Genomic DNA, 20,936 nt, shown 5'->3' with positions numbered 1-20,936 from the left:
TTGCACCTGCTTTTCTATATTATCCTGAAGCCGCCTTCGCTCAGGGCACATCTTCTCTGTCTTGTGAATGAAACTGCATTTGTTATTCCTTCGCCTGTCGGTCCTGCTATTGTCATCGTAGTATGTCCTTCTCCTCCGAATCCAACTCCTGCTAGTGTCGCCGCGTTCTTTACAAATATTGTAGTCTCTACTTCTCTTGCAAAGCGGGTAAGATTGTTAATACTTTGTGAGAACATGGAAGCAGTGTGTCTGTTTCCGTGCTCTGCAATCATTGCAAATTTTATCGCTTCGTCAAGGTTTTTGCATTTTACTATAGGAAGTACTGGCATAAGCTGCTCCAACAGTACAAATGGATGATTTGGCCCTACTTCACATATAAGAAGTCTGCAGTCGCTCTTTCCATTTATTCCTATGGCATCAAGCATTTTTCCTGCGTCTTTTCCTACCCAGTTTTTGCTTGTGTGATATTCTCTTCCATTTGGGGTTTCTTCATATGTCAGCACCAGATTCATTATTTTTTCAAGCTGTGATTCGTTCAATAAAAATGCGCCTTCTTGAATCATGTTGTATACAAAATCTGTAGCAACGCTCTCTACAATGAATACTTCTTTTTCAGCCAGACAAAGAACGTTGTTGTCAAATGAAGCTCCTTTGAAGATCTCTGCTGCTGCCCGTTTTATGTCTGCTGTCTCATCTACTATTACCGGTGGATTTCCTGCTCCTGCTCCGATTACTTTTTTTCCTGACTGAAGCAGTGAACGCACCATTGGCATTCCGCCTGTTCCCGCCATGAGTCTTACCTTATCGTTTTTGCTGAGCTGTGATACTGTATCGAGTGTAGGCTGTTTTACCATTGATACAAGATTTTTGGGTCCGCCGACTTCTTCTATCGCTTTGTTTATCATCTGAACTGCGAATCTGCAGCTTTCTTTTGCACTTGGATGTACGTTAAATACTACGCTGTTTCCTCCTGCTATCATTGATATGACGTTATTTATTATCGTCTCTGTAGGATTTGTAACTGGAGTTATAGACCCTATTACTCCATATGGAGCATGTTCTATTATAGTCAGTCCATCATCTCCTGAGATGGCTTCTGTCTTCAGGCATTCTGTTCCTGGAGTTCTTTCAAGTACAAGCGTGTTCTTAAGTATCTTGTCTTCGTATCTTCCAAGTCCGGTTTCATCTACTGACATTCTCGCCAGTTTTTCTACGTTTTTCATTCCTGTTTCTCTTATGCTTTTTATAAGACGTTCCCTGTCTTTGAGCTGAAATTTAGCCTGATATATCTTTTGCGCCTGGTATGCTGCTTCTACAGCCTGATCCATCGTTTCAAATACTCCATAATCCCCTGCTGAAGATTGAGATGAAGATGGATACGGTGAAGATGGTGCATACTGTGACTTCATGCTGAATTCCTGTACTGGAACGCCTGGTCTGTATGTCTTTACTTCTGGCTGGCTATTGCTTTGGGCTGCTGCAGATTGGCTCACGACATTTTTGAGCACCTGTTGCACTATAAGTTCTATATCTTTTTGTCCTATATCCACGTAGTTACCTCTTTAGACTTTCCAATACCTGCTGCGTTATCTTTTGTGTAAGCTCTCTTATTATAGCTTCTTTGTCACTGCTCACAGATGATACTGCGCATCCTGAATATGAAGCTGTAAGTGGTTTTTCTGTCTTTACAACGTCTGAGGTATTTGTTTCTTTAAGTGAGCAGGGCGGTGTGCCGCCTGATGTTATTCCAAGCTGTTCTCTTATGTCAATCAGTTCGTTTACCTGGTTGCAGCTCAGCTCGTTTGCTCTTCCTATTATTTTTCCTGTATACATAAGCACTGTCGCATAATATTCAAGCGACTCCAGTCTGTGATATGCCTCTGTAAGGTCTTTTCCCCATGAGAGTGCCCCGTGGTTTGCAAGCAGCACTGCATTGTGCGATTTGCAATATGGTGCTATAGAGTCTGGCACGTCCTGGCTTCCAGGAGTTGCGTAGTGAGCTATTGGTACTGATCCAAGGTTTACTACTGCCTCTGGAAGTATTGCTCTGTCAAGGCTTATCCCTGCTATTGCAAAGGATGTCGCTACCGGTGGATGCGCGTGAGTCACTGCCATCACATCTGGATTTTCGTTATATACTCTTATGTGCATCTTCACTTCTGAAGATGGCTTCAGTTTTCCCATCAGTACTTTTCCATCAAAGTTCATCTTTACGAGCATGTCTGGGGTCATGAATCCTTTTGACACCCCTGTAGGTGTTGTCCAGATAATGTTTGGACCTACTTTGCAGCTTATGTTTCCATCGTTTGAAGCTACAAATCCCTTGTCATACATTCTCTTTCCTATTTCGATTATCTGCTTTTTAGCTTCATAATCTGATAAATATCTAAAGCTGTTGTATCCTGTTATCAAAATTTCCCCTCCTTAGTATGAGAGTTTCAATAAATTATTTTACCTTTGCCTGTGCCTTTTTCTCAAATATAGCCTTTAGAGATTCTTCAAATGGAGGGTAAGCTATTCCGTACTCTGTTATGATTCCGGCTATGCACTCATGATCCGTCACGTCAAAAGCAGGATTGAATGTTTTTACTCCATCTGGTGCCATTCTCTCTTTATACCACATTTCTGTGATTTCTTCTGCAGGTCTTTCTTCTATGTGTATTTCTTTACCTGTAGGGCAGTTCATATCTATTGTTGAAGTTGGAGCACAGATGTACATTGGAACTCCGTAGTATTTTGCAATTATGCCTACTCCTGATGTTCCGACCTTGTTTGCCGTGTCTCCGTTTACTGCAACTCTGTCGCATCCTACGAATACCGCATCTATCCAGCCTTTTTTCATTACGCTTGACGCCATGTTGTCACAGATAAGCGTTACGTCTATTCCTGCTGAGTGAAGCTCAAATGCTGTAAGTCTGGCTCCTTGAAGAAGCGGTCTTGTCTCATCGGCAAACACTCTGAAGTTATATCCTTTTTCGTATCCAAGATACATTGGCGCTGTAGCTGTTCCATATTTTGAAGTAGCAAGCTGCCCTGCGTTACAGTGTGTAAGAAGTCCGTCTCCCGGCTTTACAAGTGAAAGGCCGTATTCTCCTATTGTCTTACATACCCATGTATCTTCTTCTTTTATCTCAACTGCTTCTTTGTGAAGAAGCTCTACTATTTCTGCTACCGACTTGTCCTTGTTGTCCAGAACTATTTTTTCCATTCTGTTAAGCGCCCATGAAAGATTTACGGCCGTTGGTCTTGATGAATCAAGATAATCTTTGGCTTTTACGAATTCGCTGTAAAATTCTTCAAAGTTATCTGCTTTTATTTCTTTTGCTGCAAGGTATACTCCTATTGCTCCGGCTATTCCTATTGCAGGCGCCCCTCTTACTTCAAGTCTGTATATTGCATCCCAGACCTGCTTTTGCGTATTGAGTCTAAGTATTTCTATGTCATATGGAAGTCTTGTCTGGTTTATGATGACAAGTTGACCTTTTTCGCTGTCAAGTGATACGGTGTCATAGTTCAGTATGTTTTTTTGTTCCATGTTAATGTCTCCTTGTCTACTAATTGTTTAGGGTTATCTTTGCTACTGCTTCTTTAAGCGCTCTTGTAAAGTCTTTTCCTGTCTTGAAATTGTCGCGGTTAAGGATTAAATTCTTTGCAGTAATTATGCATATCTTCTCAGCTGCAGCTCTCTTGTTTTCATCAGAAATACTGGTTATGTCTTTTACATTTGCAAGTCCTACTATTCTTCTTGCCAGTTCAAGTCCCGTTACTGATGCTGTATCTCTTAGTATACTGTCAAGGTACCACTCTTTGAATCCTGGAGTCTTTGCCATGTGATCTTTTACATTTGCATCATAAAATTTATTGTATTTTCCTATAAACATATCTATTGTTTCTTCTACTGACTGCTCTACCCAGGCCGTAAAATCTGCTTTTTCTGCTTCGTTTTCTATCGTAAAGTTTCCGTTGTTCCATGCAAAGAACATGTTGGCCACAACGTTTCCTATATCGTATCCCATGGGTCCGTAAAATGCGAATTCTGGATCAAATATCTTTGTTGAATGCTCGTTTATAAATATAGACCCTGTGTGAAGGTCTCCATGAATAAGCGACTGGGCATTGTTCATAAATTCAAACTTGCACTTTGCAGCTTCAAGGTGAAGCACTTTGTCTTCATAAAGTTCTTTTTGTACAAAATCTGCTATGGGTGGGAATACATTGTTTCTGTTTCCTATATTGTTAAATGGCTCTGTGTATACCAGATCTTCTGAAATCTCACAAAGCTCAGGGTTGATGTAGTTCTTAACGTCATCTTTTTTCGCCTTATGTTCTACGCAGATATCTGTTGTTCCAAGGAGGGTATTTACCATGAAGGTTGAAATGTGATCTGCAAAATGAGGGAATTTTTCATGATTCATAAGTGCTGTTCTCATTATAGTGTAGTCATAAAGATCTTCCATAGCGCATGAACACATCACTGCATCATAAAGGTAAACTTCTGGTACCAGACCTGGCGCCATTTCTCCCTGCTTTTTAAGTATTTCTGCTTCTATTCTTGTTCTGTCAGTTGAAAGCTTTATGTCAGCTGATATTCTCGCTTCTCCACCTGCCTGCTTTACTATTACTGATTTCCCGGTTGCTTCTTCTTTAACCCTGAATACATAATTGAGATTGCCGTCTCCTATTTCTTTTGAAGTGAGTACTGCATCCTTGGCAAAAATATCAAGTTTCTCTCTTACATATTCTAATACTTCATTTTCGTTCATTAAAAAATAAGTTTCAAATTTTGACATGGTATTGTTCCTTTCGCATTGTATTCTATTGTTTTATATTGTATTTTGCTAATTTTTCTTTCTGAAGTAGGTACTTGCAAGTGCTATAGCAAGAACTGCACCTTTTACTATATCAAGTGAGTAATATGGAACTGACATCATTACAAGTCCGTTTTCCAGTATACCTACCAGAAGCGCTCCCACAAGCGTACCTACGGCATTCGCCTTTCCTGATCCCGCAAACGAGAAGCCTATATATGCTGCTGCTACTGCCGGCATCAGGTATCCTGCTCCTGCGTTTATCTGAGCTGAACCAACTCTGGCCGCTATAAGGATACCACCCATCGATGCAAAAAGTGTTGACAGGAAGTATGCAAGCGCACGGTATTTTTCTACTGGTATACCTGAAAGTCTGGCTGCTTCAAGATTTCCTCCTACTGCATACATATATCTTCCATGCTTTGTGTAAGTCAGAAATACGTGTACTACAAATACTATTACCAGCATTATTATAATTATCCAAGGTGACTGTCCTATCTTTGAGAACAGCTCTGGTACTTTTCCTGTTGTTATGGTTCCGTTAAGTCTTGCCATGTTTTCAGATACAGATCCTCCACCTGAATAAGTCATTGCAACTCCCTGGAATATGAACATGGATGCAAGTGTTGCAAGCATGTCAGGCACTCTGAGTTTTACTATAAGAAATGAGTTTACTGCTGCTACTGCAAGCGCTACAAAAAGAGCAAGTCCTATAGATAAAAATGTTGACATCCCATACCATACAAACATGGTCATAACAAGTGAGGTTGCAAATGTTGCGGTCGACCCTACCGAAAGGTCAAAGCCGTTTACCGTAAGAGATATGGTAACTCCTATGGCAATTACTGTAACAATAGATATTCCTCTGAGGATCGTTGTCATATTGCTCATTGTAAGGAAAGTGGTCGGCATTAAAATTCCAAAAAGTGCTATCAGAAACACTATGGTTATAACCGTTCCCCATTTGCTTACAAATTCTATAATCGAGTTCTTTTTCTTTTTATTTTCTGCTTTTTGAACCTTTATGGTCGATTCCATTACTAGCGTCCTCCTGTTGAATAATAAAGAAGTTCTTCTTCATTTGTATTTGAAATTTCAAGTTCTTTTACGATTTCTCCATCATACATTACATATGTCCTGTCTGATATTCCAAGGATCTCTCCAAACTCACAAGAGGCATATATTATACCCTTACCCATCTGCGCGAGTCGTCCTATAAGCTCGAATATATCCTGCTTTGCTCCTACGTCTACTCCTTTTGTAGGCTCATCGAGGATGTATATGTCTGCATCAGATATTAGCCATTTCCCAACGGCAACTTTTTGCTGGTTTCCTCCCGAAAGAAGTTTTACAAGCTGATTTTCCGAAGGCGTCTTTATTCCAAGATCTGCTATTATCTCTTTTGCTGCTGCTTTTTCTGCATTTTTGTCTATGAAGCTGAATCTTTTGGCATATTTGTTGAGTGAAGTAGATGAAAGGTTGGCATATACTGGATCTTCTACAAGTATTCCTTCTTTTCTTCTCTCTTCTGGTACGAGTGCCAGTCCCTGCTTTACTGCGCTGAAAGGATTCGTAATCTTGAGGAGCTTGCCGTTTAGCTTTATTTGTCCCTGGCTCTGCTTCATGGCTCCAAAAAGAGTTTTACACAGTTCTGTCTTTCCGGCTCCTACAAGTCCAGAAATTCCTACTATCTCTCCTTTTTTTACATTAAAGCTTACGTTCTTTACCGATCCTTCTTTTTCGTGAAGACCCTTTACTTCCAGGAGTACACCCCCGATTTCGATTTCTTTTTTTGGATATCTATCATCAAACTTTCTGCCAAGCATCATTTCTACTACCTGCTTTGGCGTAAGATTATTGTCAATAGGTTTGTTGGCAACTACTGTGCCGTCTTTCATTATTGTTATTTTTTCACATATTTCAAAAAGCTCGTTTAGTCTGTGGGATATAAATATTACTCCCACGTTATCGTTTTTAGACAGGTCTCTTACTATTCTAAAGAGTTCCCTGGTCTCTGTGTTGCTAAGGGGTGCGGTTGGCTCATCAAGTATAAGGAATCTGCATTCTTCTACTACAGCTCTTGCAATCAGTACCATCTGTTTCTGCGCAAGTGAAAGGTCACTTACCAGATCTTTTGTGTTCATTGATATATTTAATTTTTCCAGAATAGCCTCTGCTCTTGTATGTATTTCTTTCCAGTTGACCATCTGTTTTTTTCCCATGTTATTAACTGTGCTGTTAAGCATGATGTTCTCTGCAATACTTAAATAAGGGATGAGCGCCGTATCAACTTCTTGATACACTATCTCTATTCCCCTGCTTTTTGCAGCTTTTGGAGAGCGAATTTCTTCTTCTTTTCCATCTATAAAGATCTTTCCTTCATAGTGTGAGTTTACTCCTGATAATACTTTCATCAGAGTGGATTTTCCTGCACCATTTGCTCCTATAAGTGCGTGGATTGTCCCACTTTCCATTTCAAAGTCAACATTTGAAAGGGCTTTTACCCCAGGAAATTCTATTGATATATTCTGCATTTGCAGCTTTACACGCTTTGTCTGTTTCATCGGTTCACATCCATCCCATTTTTAAAAACAAATTTTTATATATTTTTATATTTAAGAATAGAGAAGTGGAGTGCAACTTCTCTATTCTTAAAATGTATTTATTAATTAAATTAAAATGCTCTTATTTTGCATTTGCTGCGCGAAGCTCATCCATCCAAGTTTCGTTGAATGCATCAGACTGTCCCCAGCCAGGAACTACATCAGAAAGTGTGTTCATTGTTGTGTCTGCGCTTAACTGAGATTTTTTGATAAGGTGAGCTTCAAGGTTATAAGTCTGTGGTGTTTCTTCGTCATGAAGCTTCTTAGCAAGAAGTCTCATGTTTACTATACCTATAAGCTTTGGATCTACGGCTGCAGTTGCCGACCATACACTGCCTTCTTCCATCATAAGGTTTATATCCTGGTTTGAAACGTCTATTGAAACAAGGTTTATATCTGTTCTTCCTGCTTCTTTAAGGGCTTTGTATCCGCCTTTTGCCATTTCGTCCCATGATCCCCACATAGCATCAACGCTGCCAGCTGGGTATTTTGGAAGTATTGCACCTACTCTGTTTGAAATTTCTCCTTGAACGTCATCAAGAGTTGATGGTCCTACAAATTCAACTGTCTGTATCTTTCCAGCTGCTTCGTATTCTTTGTATATAGTGTCACGGCTGTCAAGCGGTGGGATTCCAGGTCCAAACCATATTTTTAAAACCTTTGCAGGTTTTGAAGGTGATGATGCAACTATCTCATCAAGTGATAATCTTGCAAGAGCCTCATCGTCTTGAGCTGTTGCAGTTATTCCTTCTGGTATCGCCCCATCTTTAAATGCTGTATCAAATGTTACTACTTTCATGCCTGCTTCAAGTGCTGGCGCAATCATATCTGTTGAGTATTCGCCTTTTCCGTGTGATATGATAAGTCCGTCATATCCTTTTTGAATCTGCTGTGCTACAAGCTCCTGGAATTTTGCATCGTCTCCGTTTGAGATGAAAGTGTCAACCTGGTATCCAAGTGCCTGTCCTTCTGAAGTAGCTCCTTCAAGAAACTGCTTGGTGTGGTCATCTGAAGGAAGGTTTCTTATTACAGCTATCTTTCCAGATGTTGGCGTTTCTGAAGATCCGCCTTCTGCCGTTTCGTCTGAAGATCCGCATCCTGCAAGAAGTGATGCTGAAAGTGCCGCTACTGTAAGTAACGATAATATTCTTTTTGCTTTTAAATTCTTAACCATAAATATCCTCCTGGTATGTAATCTTAAATTTGTGAGATTTTATAATAAATACGGGGCCGATGAAACACTCCCTTGGCCATCATATGTTATTAACGCTTTGTTTTTGGTGGACTGGTACTTTCTCTGACTGTAAGTCTCGTCCTTGTAATCATCTTAATGCAGCCTTTTTCCTTGTTTTTTATCTTGTTGTTGAGTGCTTTTACTGCAAGTTCTCCAAGCTGTTCTTTATCTACATTCATGGTGGTAAGGCTCTTGTCGAGGACTCTTCCAAAGGGTATGTTGTCAAATCCTACTATAGAAATATCTTGAGGTGTTTCATATCCTTTTTCTCTTAGTGCCTTTATTACTCCTATTGCAATTGTATCGTTGGCTGCCACAAATGCTGTTGGCATATGGCTGCCCTTGTCTATTTCTGAAATCATACCACTGTATGAACCTTCAAGATCAGGCTGTACAGATTTTATATTTTTCTGCTTATACTCGAGTCCCAGTTTTTTTAGTGCTCTTTCGTAGCCAGTGGTCCTTTGTTCAAAATTGGGAAATCTGATCAGACTGTCTACATATCCAATTTCGGTGTGCCCCAAATCATAAAGATATTTTACTGCTGAAAATATTCCTCCATAGTTGTCCATTACCACGCAGTCCACATCATAATCCTCAAACATGTTGTCTACTGCAATGACAGGTACTGGTATGGTTTTTATTATATCTCCCATTTCAGCTTCCAGCTCTGTAGCAAGAATTATAACTCCTTCAAAGCTGTCAAAGTCTATATAATTAATTTCTCTTTCAAATTCGCCTACCTCTATATTTTTTATTGTAAGGCTGTATTTGAGTTCTCTGCTTGCAAATTCAATAGAATCTACTATTCTTGCTACAAAATCTCCATTGTGCTCTATCGCTGCCCCATTTCCTATATATTTAATGAAGAGGATATTTTTTTTGATTGTATAGCTTTTCTTGCTGTATCCATTTTTGTTTGCTATTTCCCATACGCGTTCTCTTGTCTTTTCACTTACCGCCCCCTTGTTATTGAGTGCGAGCGAAACGGTAGCCTTTGAGACTCCTGCTTTTTCTGCAATTTCTTTGATAGTTATCGACATATTCCCCATCTACTTTTCAATTCGTATTTTTTTCTACTTTTCTTATAAGAATAATATCACATTTTTAATAAAATGCAAACGTTTTTTATTAAAACTTTTTAGGTTTTTTTTATTAAATTTTACATTGTCTATATTTTCAGTCTTTTTAAGCATGATATTTATATTAAAAATTAATGAATATTATACTTTATCAATTTAAAGCCCAATGTATTTGTAATTCAAGCTTGTTATTTGTCATATTTGTATACAAGAATCTATATTATTTAGTAAACTTCAGACTTATGAAAATAAATCTCCTTAAAGTATAAAAAATCAGGCTCAATATATGAACCTGATTTTTTGATTATATCTTTATTAAACTTTTATATTTTATTAAACTTTTGTATTTGTTTAATACTGCTTCTTTCTATCAATTTTGGTCTTATTAAAATCTTGACCGTATCTTCATTTATACCTTCAATACTTTGAACAAGCAGTCTTACAGCCCGTTCTCCAAGGCTTTTCTTGTTTACACTCATGGTCGTCAGCGGACTGTCCATCATTGTACAAAATGGTATGTCATCAAATCCTATGACAGATATATCTTTAGGTACACTGTAGCCATTCTCCTTTAGGGCTTTTATTACGCCTATAGCGAGTGTGTCGTTTCCCGCTATGTATGCAGATGGCAGTTTTATGCCTTTTTTGAGAAGCTTTGTCATGTCTTCGTATGCCCCATCAAGTGTAGGCATTACTTCTATAGTCTTTGCCGGGTCATATTTGAGTCCAAGAGAAGATATTGCTTTTTTATATCCTTCTTTTCGCTTTATTATATTAGTAAATTTAACGCTGCTGTTAATGTAGCCTATGTCTTTATGACCCTTATCTTTTACATATTTTACTGCATCATATATCCCCCCGCCATTATCTATGCTAACGGCATTGAGATCTACTGTCTCAAAAATATTATCTACTGCAACAACTGGTATATTTATATTTTTTATCTGTTCTCCCAGGTTTTCATCTGCCTCTGTAGACAGAAATATCACTCCGGAAAATTCGTCCTGATTTATCTGATATATGGTCTCATTCCAGTCACGCGCAAGTATGTTTTTGATATTTATATTGTATTCATTCTCGCTTGCTGTAGTCTCAATGGAGTCTATTATCTTTGATATAAAGTCTCCGTTTTTTTCTATGGATATTCCGCTGCTTACATATTTTATCAGCAGGATATTCTTCTTGCTGTCCTGCTTTTTTTTAATATATCCGCCGTTTCTTGCAATTTCGAGTATTTTATCCCTGGTTTCTTTTTTTATATTCCCTTTATTATTAAGCGCCAGGGACACAGTTGCAATTGATACCCCCGCCAAATTTGCAATTTCTTTTATTGTCACTTTACCCCATCCTTCTTTTAATAAAGATTTCATGTCCTTGTTGATTATTTAATCTGCATCGGAGAGCATCAGTTTTATACGGTTTTCCTGGTTTACTCTGGAAGCGCTTGGATCATAATCCACCGGGACTATGTTTGCTTTTGGATATATTTCTCTTATTTTTCTGATCATCCCTTTTCCTGCTATATGGTTTGGAAGGCATCCAAATGGCTGGGTGCAGATAACGTTATTGACGCCGTGTGCCACCATCGCTATTATCTCTGCCGGAAGAAGCCACCCTTCTCCCATTTTGACTCCAAGGCTTATGACTTTTGAAACCATCTTTCGTCCTTCTTCAAAATCGTGCGGCGTCACAAAGTTGCTGTTTTCTTTTATGACATTTCTTATGTCTTTTTGTTTTTTTAGCATATACTCATACATTATTCTGGAGTTAAGTGCTCCAAGTGCTTTTCTTCCGTAAAACTTGTAGTCCACTATACCATTATACACTACATACATGCAGAAATCCATAAGTCCCGGGATTACAGGCTCTGCGTCTTCACTAAGAAGAAACTTCTCAAGATCGTTGTTTCCAAGTGGTGAGAATTTTATATATATTTCTCCAACTATCCCCACTCTTTTTTTCTGAGTTCCTTCTCTTTCAACGTCATTGAACCTTTTTACAATATCTTGTGCAAGCATTCTTATCTCTTTGTATCTTATTATTGTCCTGCCTCTGAAGTGATTAGACACTTTTGTTACTATGGCTTCTACCTGCTTGTCACAGCTTCCTTTGTATACTTCATAGGGTATGCTCTGATTGTAGAGGCTCATTACCAGATCTCCAAGGAGGACTCCGTAGGCCAGCTGCTGTATTACTTTTAGGGAAAGATCGAATCCTGATGATTTTTCTGTGCCTGAAAAATTGAGTGATATAACTGGTATATACCCATACCCTGCTTTTATCAGGGCTTTCCTGAGAAGATGTATATAGTTTGAGGCCCTGCATCCGCCTCCTGTCTGGCTTATCATAAGGGCAATCTTGTTTTTGTCATAGCCTCCGTTTTCAATAGCGTCTATAAGCTGGCCTATTACCAGTATGGCTGGGTAGCAGGTGTCATTGTGTACATGCTTGAGCCCTGTCTGCGCTATTGAAGGCCCACTTGTTTCAAGGAGTTCCATGTTATAGCCGTAATTTCCAAGTATTGATATTAAAAGTTTAAAATGTATGGGAAGCATATTTGGAACCAGTATCTTATAGTCTTTTTTCATATCCTGGGTAAATTCAACTTTTTCTATCTTCATGTTGCTCTCCCTCTATCTGTCAATTGCTGCTTTAAGACTTCTTATCCTTATCCTTGCAGCTCCCAGATTGTTAATCTCATCTATCTTCAGCTGTGTATATATTTTCCCGTTTTCTTCTACTATAGCCCTTATTTCATCAGATGTTATGGAGTCTATTCCGCATCCAAATGAAACTAGCTGGATCATCTGAGCATTTCCTTTGTTTTTTACATAAGCTGCACTGGCATACATCCTTGAGTGATAGGTCCACTGGTTGAGTACGTTTACCTGTGGAACTTCTGCAAGCCTTGCTGCCACATCTTCTGTTATGACTACCATTTCACATGACGCTATGAGCTGGTTTATCCCGTGATTAATTTCAGGATCTATATGGTATGGCCTTCCTGCCACAACCGCTATAACCAGGTTGTTATTGTCTGCGTATTCTATACATTTTAGTCCCTCTTGATAAATTTCTTCTTCGTATATCTTTTGGGTTGAAAATGCTGAATCTATTGCTCTTGATATCTTAAGCCTGCTGACTCCTTTAAAAGCTTTCAGCTCTTTGAAAAGCTGGGCCTTGAGTTTTGCCTTGTTGTTTAATTCTATATAAGGTTTTATCAGCCTTGTTTTTTGAATGCTCTTTATGTTGGCCTCAACCAGCTCTGGATAATAAGCTACTACCGGGCAATTGTAGCAGTTGTCTCCTTTGTTTTCATCTATATTGTAGGTCATGCATGGATAAAATATTGCATCGCAGCCTTTTTCTATAAGGTTTTCTATATGGCCATGAACAAGCTTTGCCGGATAACACACTGTATCTGAGGGTATAGAACGCTGTCCTTTTCTGTATATTTCTCTACTGGACACATCTGAGATAACCACTTTAAAGCCCAGTGAACTGAAAAATTCATTCCACGCAGGCAACTGTTCTATCATGTTAAGGACAAGGGGTATGCCTATTCTTGGGGCCTGGTCTCTTTGGAGCTGGTTCTTTTCTTGTGTACTTTTTATGAGTTTCCTTAGTTTATCCAGCTTGTGCTGATACATGTCCGGGATTTCTCTGTTCATTGCTTTTCCAAGTGGCTTTTCGCAGCGATTTCCTGAAATGTATCTTCCCCCATTTTCGAATATATTTATATTAAGATTGCAGTTGTTGGTGCACAGGCCGCATTTAGCATTTTTTACGCTATGTCCAAATGTCTTGAGCTCACTCCTGCTTATAAGTTTTACATCTCGCTCAGAGTTTACTCTTTCTTTTGAATAAAGGGCTACTCCAAAAGCTCCCATGAGTCCTGATATGGAAGGTCTTATTACATTTCTTTCTATTTCTTTTTCAAAGCTCCTAAGTATGGCATCATTTAGGAAGGTGCCTCCCTGGACTACTATGTTTTCTCCGAGTTCATCTGCACTGTTTATTCTTACAACTTTGTAGAGGGCATTCTTTACTACGCTTATTGAGAGGCCTGCAGATATGTCTTCCATGGATGCACCCTCTTTTTGCGCCTGTTTTACTGATGAATTCATAAATACTGTGCATCTTGAACCCAGATCTATAGGCTGCTTTGAAACAACTCCCATGGTGCAGAATTCTTCGACGCTGTGACCCATGGATTTTGCAAAGGTCTCTACAAATGAACCGCATCCTGATGAACAGGCTTCATTTAGCATTATATTATCTACGCGTCCATCTTTTATCTTAAAGCACTTCATGTCCTGGCCGCCTATATCAATTATAAAGTCTACGTCTGGACAAAAATGTTTTGCTGCGATGTAATGTGCTACAGTTTCAACTATACCCCAGTTTATTCCAAAGGCATTTTTTATAAGATCTTCTCCATATCCCGTAACACCTGAACTCTCTATGGTTATGCGGTCTTCACAAAGATCATATATCTCTTCAAGCTGATGCCTTACTATCTGAACTGGATTTCCTTTATTAGAGCTGTAATACTGATAAAGAATCCTGTTGTCTTCGCTTATTAAAACTATTTTCGTAGTCGTGCTTCCACAGTCAATTCCAAGGTAAGCCTTTCCTTTGTAAAATATGGCCTCTGCCGATTCTACTGTATCTCGACTGTGCCTTTCTACGAATTCACGGTACTGGTCCATGTCATTAAAGAGTCTGGGAAGGTGTTTTGTATTGTTTGCTATCTCCCTTGTTCTTGATGTTTTATCAATTATTTCTTCAAAACTGTAAAGCGCCTTATTTTTTCTGCTGTGATAAGCTGCTCCTGCTGCTATTGCATATGGACCTATTTCTGGAAAGTGCGCATGCTCTGGTCTAAGTCCAAGGGTCTCAATAAATCTTTTCTGAAGTCCTTTATAAAAGTGGAGCGGGCCTCCAAGAAAAAGCACGTCACCTTCTATGTCTCTACCCTGAGCCAGTCCTGAAAGGGTCTGATCCACCACTGCCTGAAATATACTCATTGCAATATCTTCTTTTCTGGCTCCCTGATTTAAAATGGTCTGAATATCAGTCTTTGCAAAAACTCCGCATCTTGAAGCTATAGAGTATATTATCTCAGATTTCTCTGAAAGAATGTCCAGTTCTTCTCCTGTAACATTTAGAAGTACTGACATCTGATCTATAAAAGCACCTGTCCCGCCTGCACAGGTCCCGTTCATCCTTTCTTCCATTATCCCAGTAAGAAATATTATTTTGGCGTCTTCTCCCCCAAGCTCTATAACAACATCCGCCTTTGGAACAAGGACTCCAACCGCATGCCTGGTGGCAAAAACTTCTTGCACAAAATCAAGCCCACTGGCTTTTGCCAGCCCAAGTCCCGCTGATCCTGTTACCGATACTTTTATTCTACTCTCATTCAATACGTTTTTTAAATTATTACATCCCGCCATCTCAAGTATCATTTCAGAAGTTTTTTCTCTTACTTTTGAATAATGCCTGTCATATTTTTTGTAAAGAATATCCGTTCCCTGGAGCAATACAATCTTTACAGTTGTAGATCCTATGTCTATGCCTAATAAAATCTCCATGATGATTCCCTATCTGCTTCTTTCTCAGCCGTCAAAGATACAGGCAAAAAGCCTGTATCTACTCACACTTAGTATTTTCTTTATAACACATTATACTACAATTTTTTTTTAATAACAGTAGTATTTTTCTCTTAAATACAAGTTTTTAACTTTGTCATATATCATACTTTCTTTTTTTAGGAGGAAGCGGTATAAATACTGAGGTTACTTCCTTGTAAGACTTGTATCCTGGTCTTTTTTCAAAGCTCTTTTCGAGCATAGGTACTCCTGATACAAAAAGCAGAAGAAAGGTTATGACAAAGGGGCTTATGAAAGATATTATTCCTGCTCCCGATCCAAAGGCTGCAAGTCCTATGCCCCACCACATTGCAGATTCTCCAAAATAATTTGGATGCCTTGTATATTTCCACAGGCCTGTTCTTAGTATTGTCCCTTTGTTTTTCGGATTTTTTTTGAATTGCTCAAGCTGGTAATCTCCCACACTTTCAAAGAAAAATCCTATTATCCAAAGCAGGGCTCCTGCTGCTGTTATCCATGTGAATTCAGACCACTGCATGCTGTTGAGTATTATAAACGGGCTTGCCACTGTCAGCATAAATATGCCTTGAAGCATATAAACCTGAAAAAATGCTCTTGGAATGACCCATCTTCCCCACTGCTTTCTCCATGCTGCGTACCTGAAATCCTCTCCCTTTCCTCTGTTTCTCTTGAGTATATGCGTAAATAGTCTTAAGCCCCATATAGTTACTGCAATTGTTATTATTATATTGGGCAGAAAAAAACTATTGCTCAAAAAAAGTGTAAACCAGGCTATTATAACAAATCCCAGGCCCCAGCCAATGTCTACTATGGAGTTGTTTTTAATTATAGTTCCGACTATGAAGAAAATAAAAAAATAAAGTGCTACCAGTATTACAGTCTGTTGTATTATATACATACTCATTTGTTTTCCCCCTCTTATCCTATTACTGAAACCGCAACTGCTCCTTCTCCAACATGTAGGGCAGTTACTGAAGAAATTTCACATATATAAACCGGCGGTTTCCCTGTTATCTGCTCTATATTTTCTACAAAACCTGCTGCTTTTTTATAGTCTCCTGAATATGATATTGCGTATTCTGATATCTCATCTTCTTTCATTTTAGTGCGGACCATAGTGTATATTTTCTCAAGCAAAGATTTCCTGCTAAGAGATACAAATGGCACAGTTCCTGAACCTTCACTGTCAAGAGAAATCACGGCCTTGAGACCTATGGCTGCTCCTGCAGAAGCTATTTTTTTTGAAACTCTTCCGCTCCTGCTTACATTTTTCAAAGTATTCAGCGCTACATATATCTCTGTTTTTTCTGCTATAGACCTTGCCATGTCAACTACAGTGTCAAAATCTTTACCTTCTTCAATCAGCTGTGCGGTCTTTAGGACCATTAATCCCTGAGCCGCCGAATTAAGTCTGCTGTCTATTATCTTTATTCTGACCCCTTTTTCTTCGAGTTTGCTTGCCGCCCTGTGGAATGTATCATATACCCCGCTTAGCCTTGAAGATACACTTATTGCAATGATAGATTCATAGTGATGGCTGAGAAGTTCGAGTTTTTCCATGACCTGTATATCATTTGGCATGCTGGTGCTTGGATAAAACTCTTTTTTATTCATATCTTTGTAGATTTTTTGTCTGCTTATTCCAATCCTGTCTATATATGTCGACTCTCCAGATTGAATATTTAGCGGTATTATATAAATATCATGCTTTTCAACTAGTTCATCTGGTATGTCTGCTATGGAATCTGTAACCAGGGCTATGGTCTGCTTTTTATCTTCAAACCTTTTGCCAACCATCATGTCATCAATTTTAGGTCTTTTTATAGCTCCAAATCCTGACATTACCTCAAATACATCTCCTGGAGTATTGCTGTGAACATGTATATGAAATACGCCGGCATGCTCTATGCATATTATACTGTCCCCATATTTATCAAGTGCAGTGCTAATTTCTTCAGCTCCAGAACCCGAACCTGTTATAAGGCATTCGCAGCAATATCTGTATTTCCCTGTATTGCTATGGTCATCAAGTGTTTTTGGAAAATCGCTGATTATGTTTTCCATCTGTGATTTTAAATTTTCGTTTTCAAGACCTTGAGTATCCCCACTCTTTTTTATGTGGAGGGAGTTTTTTATGCCTTCGAGAAAATATACAAATCCACTTCCACCTGAATCTACCAGATTATGTTTTCTGAGAATCTCAAGCTGACTCGTGGTGTTTCTAAGAGCGCAGTAGGCAGCTTCCATTGATTGTTCAAACATATCTTCAAAAGTCTCAAATTCTTCTCTGTTGTTTTCCAGATATTCACTCCAGGCTCTTATGACAGTGAGTATAGTTCCTTCAACAGGCCTGGAAACAGCCTTATAAAGTTTTTTGGAAGACAATATATTTATATTTATAAAATCATTCACATGAAGGCTTTCTCTTTCTCCTGATTCCTCGGCAAGCCCCATTATATACTGAGCAAATATTATTCCAGAATTCCCTCTTGCTCCAGAAATTATGGCCTCTGCCATAGAAAGCGTGGTCTGAGAAAAAGATTTGTCTACTACTGCAAATTCTATTGCGCTCTTCAGGGTGGCTTCCAGATTGCTTCCTGTGTCTCCATCTGCTACTGGAAATACATTTATCCGATTTAGTTTTTCTTTATTTTTTATCACCAAATCTGCACCCGAAACAAAAAGTCTGTAAAAATCTGTCCCATTTATGAATTCCGTTCCCATAATTACCTCCCTTGAATTTACAGGCTTAAATGAATTTATTTATAATAATATAGCTTATTGCCGAAGTAGATGCTGCCAGAAAAGCTCCCCAGACAAGATCAATAACCGTAATAAAAATTGGCCATCCCTCTAGTGTCGCCAAATTTGTAAGATCATAGGTCGCATATGCAATAAATCCAAAAAATGCTCCGGCAAATATAGCATACCTGATGCTCTGATTTTTGACCGATGGCTCTATTACAAAAAACAAAAGTCCCCCTACAAATATCATATAAAAAACTCCTGCTGCCCACCATACAATGTTTTTTGCCATTATATAACCCAAATACTTTGAATAAATTCCCTTTGCAATAAATCCAAGCCAGATTGCGTCTATACACAAAAATACTGCTATAGATACTGTATACATCTTTATCCAGACAGCCATATAGTCCTCCTTATATTTATTAAAATTAATTCCATCAAACTTAAGACATTAGCTTATTAATATATATTTACCCATGTATAGAAAAAAATTTCTGTTTTTACTATTTTATTTAAAATTAGTGGTATATATATAATATGACAATAAAATATGAAGGAGATTTCTTTATGGATAATTCAAATAAATATTTAAAATGGCTGGGGTCACAGATGGATATATGGGTTGAAAAAAATATTATATCTGATGATCAAAGGCTATCGATAGAAAATGTATATGAAGATATGCCTTCTTCAAAAAGTGAGATACTCCCCGTGGTCCTTGCTGTAATAGGAAGTGCTCTTGTAGGGCTGGGCATCATTCTTCTGCTTGCAAAAAACTGGTCTGAATTCTCAAGACCTGTCAGACTCATAATTTCAGTAATACCTTTTACAGTGGGGGCTCTTGCTGCATTCTTTATAATATACAAGGAAAAAGAAAAATGGATGCATGAGGCTGTGGGCGTATTTATACCCATTTCTATAGTCGCAGGACTTGGTTTGATAGGGCAGACCTATCACAGCGTCGCTCCGGCGCAGAGTATATTTCTCATTTCTGCACTCCTTTCCTTACCCTTTGTGTATATTATTGATTCTTCAATAGCTGCCATAGTTTATATGTTTTTGAGCTCAATATTTGTAACAGCTTCTCCAGTGGAGTATATGTATATAGGTCTTCTAAAAGCTCTAGCTATGATTCTTCTTATATATCCTTATATTTTTCTTATGCAAAAAGAAAAAAGAAAGTTTGAAAGCTCATGGGTCAATACATTTGCTGTACTTTATGGATTTATATGCCTTATTGCAACTACCAACCAAAGTTCATATTTTATGGAAAATCTGCTTGTGTACGGCCTCATTATAATAAGCATTTTTGCTTTTAGATCAGAGCGTTTTTCTTTACCCTATGCTTGTGCCATGGTTCTGGTATTTGTTATCTTTTTTATATCTACATTCCAGTTCAGGTGGAGGTATGATTTTGCAGGGAGTTTTGACAGGGAGTCATTCCTTATTATTCAGGCTATGTCCCTGGGTTCAATGGCCCTGTTTTATATGAATTTAAAAAGCAGGAACAAAGATGTTATCAAATATGCAGCTTTTCTGGTAATCCCTTTTGTCGCAATAATATATAGCACTTTAAAGTACTCGGTATCAATTGAAAATACTGTAGTCTGGTCTTTCAACCTGGTCTTTTTTGTAGTAGCTATAGCTATTTTTGTAACCGGCTCAAGACTTCTTCTAAGAAGTGATGCCAGTATAGCAAGAGCTAATATGGGACTTCTCCTTATACTTGCTATAATATCCAAATGGTTCTTTGATATAGATATAAGCTTCCTTGCAAGGGGTATACTCTTTATATTGCTTGGCCTTGCTTTTCTAATCTTTAACTTTGTATTTAACAAAAAGAAGAGGGGTGTCACAAATGTTAAATAAGAAAAATAAACTTACTCTTCTACTCATATTCACTATAGTTGCTCTTTTCGCCATTGTACTGACAGGTCTTAAATCTGAAATGGCGCTAAGACTTGGTGATTCCTATAATATCAAAATACAGGGATATGATCCCTATGATCCCGTGCGCGGAAAGTACATCATGTTTACAATGGATACATCCGGGGTGAAAACTTCAGAAGACATAGGCAATTCACAAACTCGTGTATGTTATATAAGTCTAACTAAGGACAAAGATAATTTTTATGTTCTTGACAAAGCTTATCTTGATAAACCTCAAGACCTTCCATACATTAAGACTTTAATGCATAATTATTCTAATGACGGATCATATTTTTATGCATCCCCTTTTGACAGCTATTTTCTCGCTGAAGATATTTCTCAAAATGCCGAAGATGTTCTCAGAGAAAATATTGAAGATGCATATATAAGCATCAGAATCTGGCAGGGAAGCGGTGTAGTATCTGGTATGTACATTGATGGAAAAACTATAGAAGAACTTGCAACTGAAAAGCAGTAATATGTATTTAGCCAGGTTTATGGACATAAAAAAACACCTGGCAAGCGCTCAGGTGTTCTGCAATTGGCTACGTCCTACTTTCCCAGGAGGCTGCCCTCCAAGTATTATCAGCGATGCAGGGCTTAACTTCTGTGTTCGGAATGGGAACAGGTGTATCTCCTACTCTATTGTAACCATATTACTTTCATAGTATACCATATATTAATTACTATTTCAATACCTTTTTCATTAAAATAAGGAGCAGATTTATGACTACAAAAGAATACATCAAAATGACGGCTGCGGCGGCAGGCAAAAAAAAGTCAGATCTCGTACTCAAAAATGGGCAAGTGATAAACGTATTCACCAATAAAATCGAAATTTGTGATATAGCTATATGCAATGGCATTATAGTAGGGATTGGAAGCTATGAAGGAAT

The 20,936-nt window shown here is 38.3% G+C and carries 16 protein-coding genes and 1 rRNA gene; 2 read left to right on the top strand and 15 right to left on the bottom strand.

The window, feature by feature from the left end; genetic code table 11:
• Positions 1-14: 14 nt before the first annotated feature.
• From G558_RS0109420 to G558_RS0109355, 14 genes are all read right to left on the bottom strand, one after another.
• Positions 15-1,550, bottom strand: coding sequence for an aldehyde dehydrogenase family protein (locus G558_RS0109420; protein WP_028829945.1), 1,536 nt, complete (start codon positions 1,548-1,550; stop codon positions 15-17).
• Positions 1,551-1,554: 4 nt separating this feature from the next.
• Entirely contained in the window at positions 1,555-2,412 is an 858-nt protein-coding gene (locus tag G558_RS0109415) for a class II aldolase/adducin family protein (protein ID WP_330363844.1), read from the bottom strand.
• Between the two features lie 34 nt (positions 2,413-2,446).
• A complete protein-coding gene (gene mtnA, locus G558_RS0109410; RefSeq protein WP_028829943.1) occupies positions 2,447-3,535 on the bottom strand; it encodes an S-methyl-5-thioribose-1-phosphate isomerase in 1,089 nt (362 codons plus the stop codon).
• A gap of 19 nt (positions 3,536-3,554) precedes the next feature.
• Positions 3,555-4,790: an S-methyl-5-thioribose kinase gene (gene mtnK / locus G558_RS0109405; protein WP_028829942.1), complete on the bottom strand. Its 1,236-nt coding sequence runs from the start codon at positions 4,788-4,790 to the stop codon at positions 3,555-3,557.
• A 48-nt stretch (positions 4,791-4,838) separates the two neighbouring features.
• Complete coding sequence (locus G558_RS0109400) at positions 4,839-5,846, bottom strand: ABC transporter permease (RefSeq protein WP_028829941.1); 1,008 nt, start codon at positions 5,844-5,846, stop codon at positions 4,839-4,841.
• A gap of 2 nt (positions 5,847-5,848) precedes the next feature.
• On the bottom strand, positions 5,849-7,372 hold the full coding sequence (locus G558_RS0109395; RefSeq protein WP_028829940.1) for a sugar ABC transporter ATP-binding protein: 1,524 nt from the start codon (positions 7,370-7,372) through the stop codon (positions 5,849-5,851).
• 121 nt (positions 7,373-7,493) lie between these two features.
• Positions 7,494-8,585: a sugar ABC transporter substrate-binding protein gene (locus tag G558_RS0109390; RefSeq protein WP_051188627.1), complete on the bottom strand. Its 1,092-nt coding sequence runs from the start codon at positions 8,583-8,585 to the stop codon at positions 7,494-7,496.
• An 89-nt stretch (positions 8,586-8,674) separates the two neighbouring features.
• Positions 8,675-9,688, bottom strand: a complete 1,014-nt coding sequence (locus G558_RS12945) for a LacI family DNA-binding transcriptional regulator (protein WP_051188626.1) — start codon at positions 9,686-9,688, stop codon at positions 8,675-8,677.
• Positions 9,689-10,050: 362 nt separating this feature from the next.
• Positions 10,051-11,064: a LacI family DNA-binding transcriptional regulator gene (locus G558_RS0109380; protein WP_051188625.1), complete on the bottom strand. Its 1,014-nt coding sequence runs from the start codon at positions 11,062-11,064 to the stop codon at positions 10,051-10,053.
• A 48-nt stretch (positions 11,065-11,112) separates the two neighbouring features.
• On the bottom strand, positions 11,113-12,348 hold the full coding sequence (locus G558_RS0109375; RefSeq protein ID WP_036931873.1) for a 2-hydroxyacyl-CoA dehydratase: 1,236 nt from the start codon (positions 12,346-12,348) through the stop codon (positions 11,113-11,115).
• Between the two features lie 12 nt (positions 12,349-12,360).
• A complete protein-coding gene (locus G558_RS0109370) occupies positions 12,361-15,324 on the bottom strand; it encodes an acyl-CoA dehydratase activase (protein WP_084502880.1) in 2,964 nt (987 codons plus the stop codon).
• 154 nt (positions 15,325-15,478) lie between these two features.
• Complete coding sequence (locus G558_RS0109365) at positions 15,479-16,267, bottom strand: DUF1295 domain-containing protein (protein ID WP_051188624.1); 789 nt, start codon at positions 16,265-16,267, stop codon at positions 15,479-15,481.
• A gap of 14 nt (positions 16,268-16,281) precedes the next feature.
• Positions 16,282-18,087, bottom strand: a complete 1,806-nt coding sequence (locus tag G558_RS0109360; protein ID WP_028829934.1) for a DegV family protein — start codon at positions 18,085-18,087, stop codon at positions 16,282-16,284.
• 25 nt (positions 18,088-18,112) lie between these two features.
• Positions 18,113-18,514: a DUF2177 family protein gene (locus G558_RS0109355; RefSeq protein WP_028829933.1), complete on the bottom strand. Its 402-nt coding sequence runs from the start codon at positions 18,512-18,514 to the stop codon at positions 18,113-18,115.
• 164 nt (positions 18,515-18,678) lie between these two features.
• Between G558_RS0109355 and G558_RS0109350 the strand changes: the two genes are divergently transcribed.
• Both G558_RS0109350 and G558_RS0109345 read left to right on the top strand, forming a co-directional pair.
• On the top strand, positions 18,679-19,980 hold the full coding sequence (locus G558_RS0109350; protein ID WP_028829932.1) for a DUF2157 domain-containing protein: 1,302 nt from the start codon (positions 18,679-18,681) through the stop codon (positions 19,978-19,980).
• Positions 19,970-20,518 carry a GDYXXLXY domain-containing protein gene (locus G558_RS0109345; protein WP_028829931.1) on the top strand — a complete coding sequence of 183 codons (549 nt, stop codon included), beginning with the start codon at positions 19,970-19,972 and terminating at the stop codon, positions 20,516-20,518. The genes G558_RS0109350 and G558_RS0109345 overlap by 11 nt, the downstream gene beginning before the upstream one ends.
• Positions 20,519-20,579: 61 nt before the next feature.
• On the opposite strand, the gene rrf is transcribed toward G558_RS0109345, so the two are convergent.
• Positions 20,580-20,696 (bottom strand): 5S ribosomal RNA (rrf, locus tag G558_RS0109340).
• Between the last annotated feature and the right edge of the window lie 240 nt (positions 20,697-20,936).

The sequence above is a fragment of the Proteocatella sphenisci DSM 23131 genome (assembly GCF_000423525.1).
Classification (GTDB): Bacteria; Bacillota; Clostridia; order Peptostreptococcales; family Filifactoraceae; genus Proteocatella; species Proteocatella sphenisci.
This window is presented reverse-complemented; position numbering and strand designations above follow the sequence as displayed.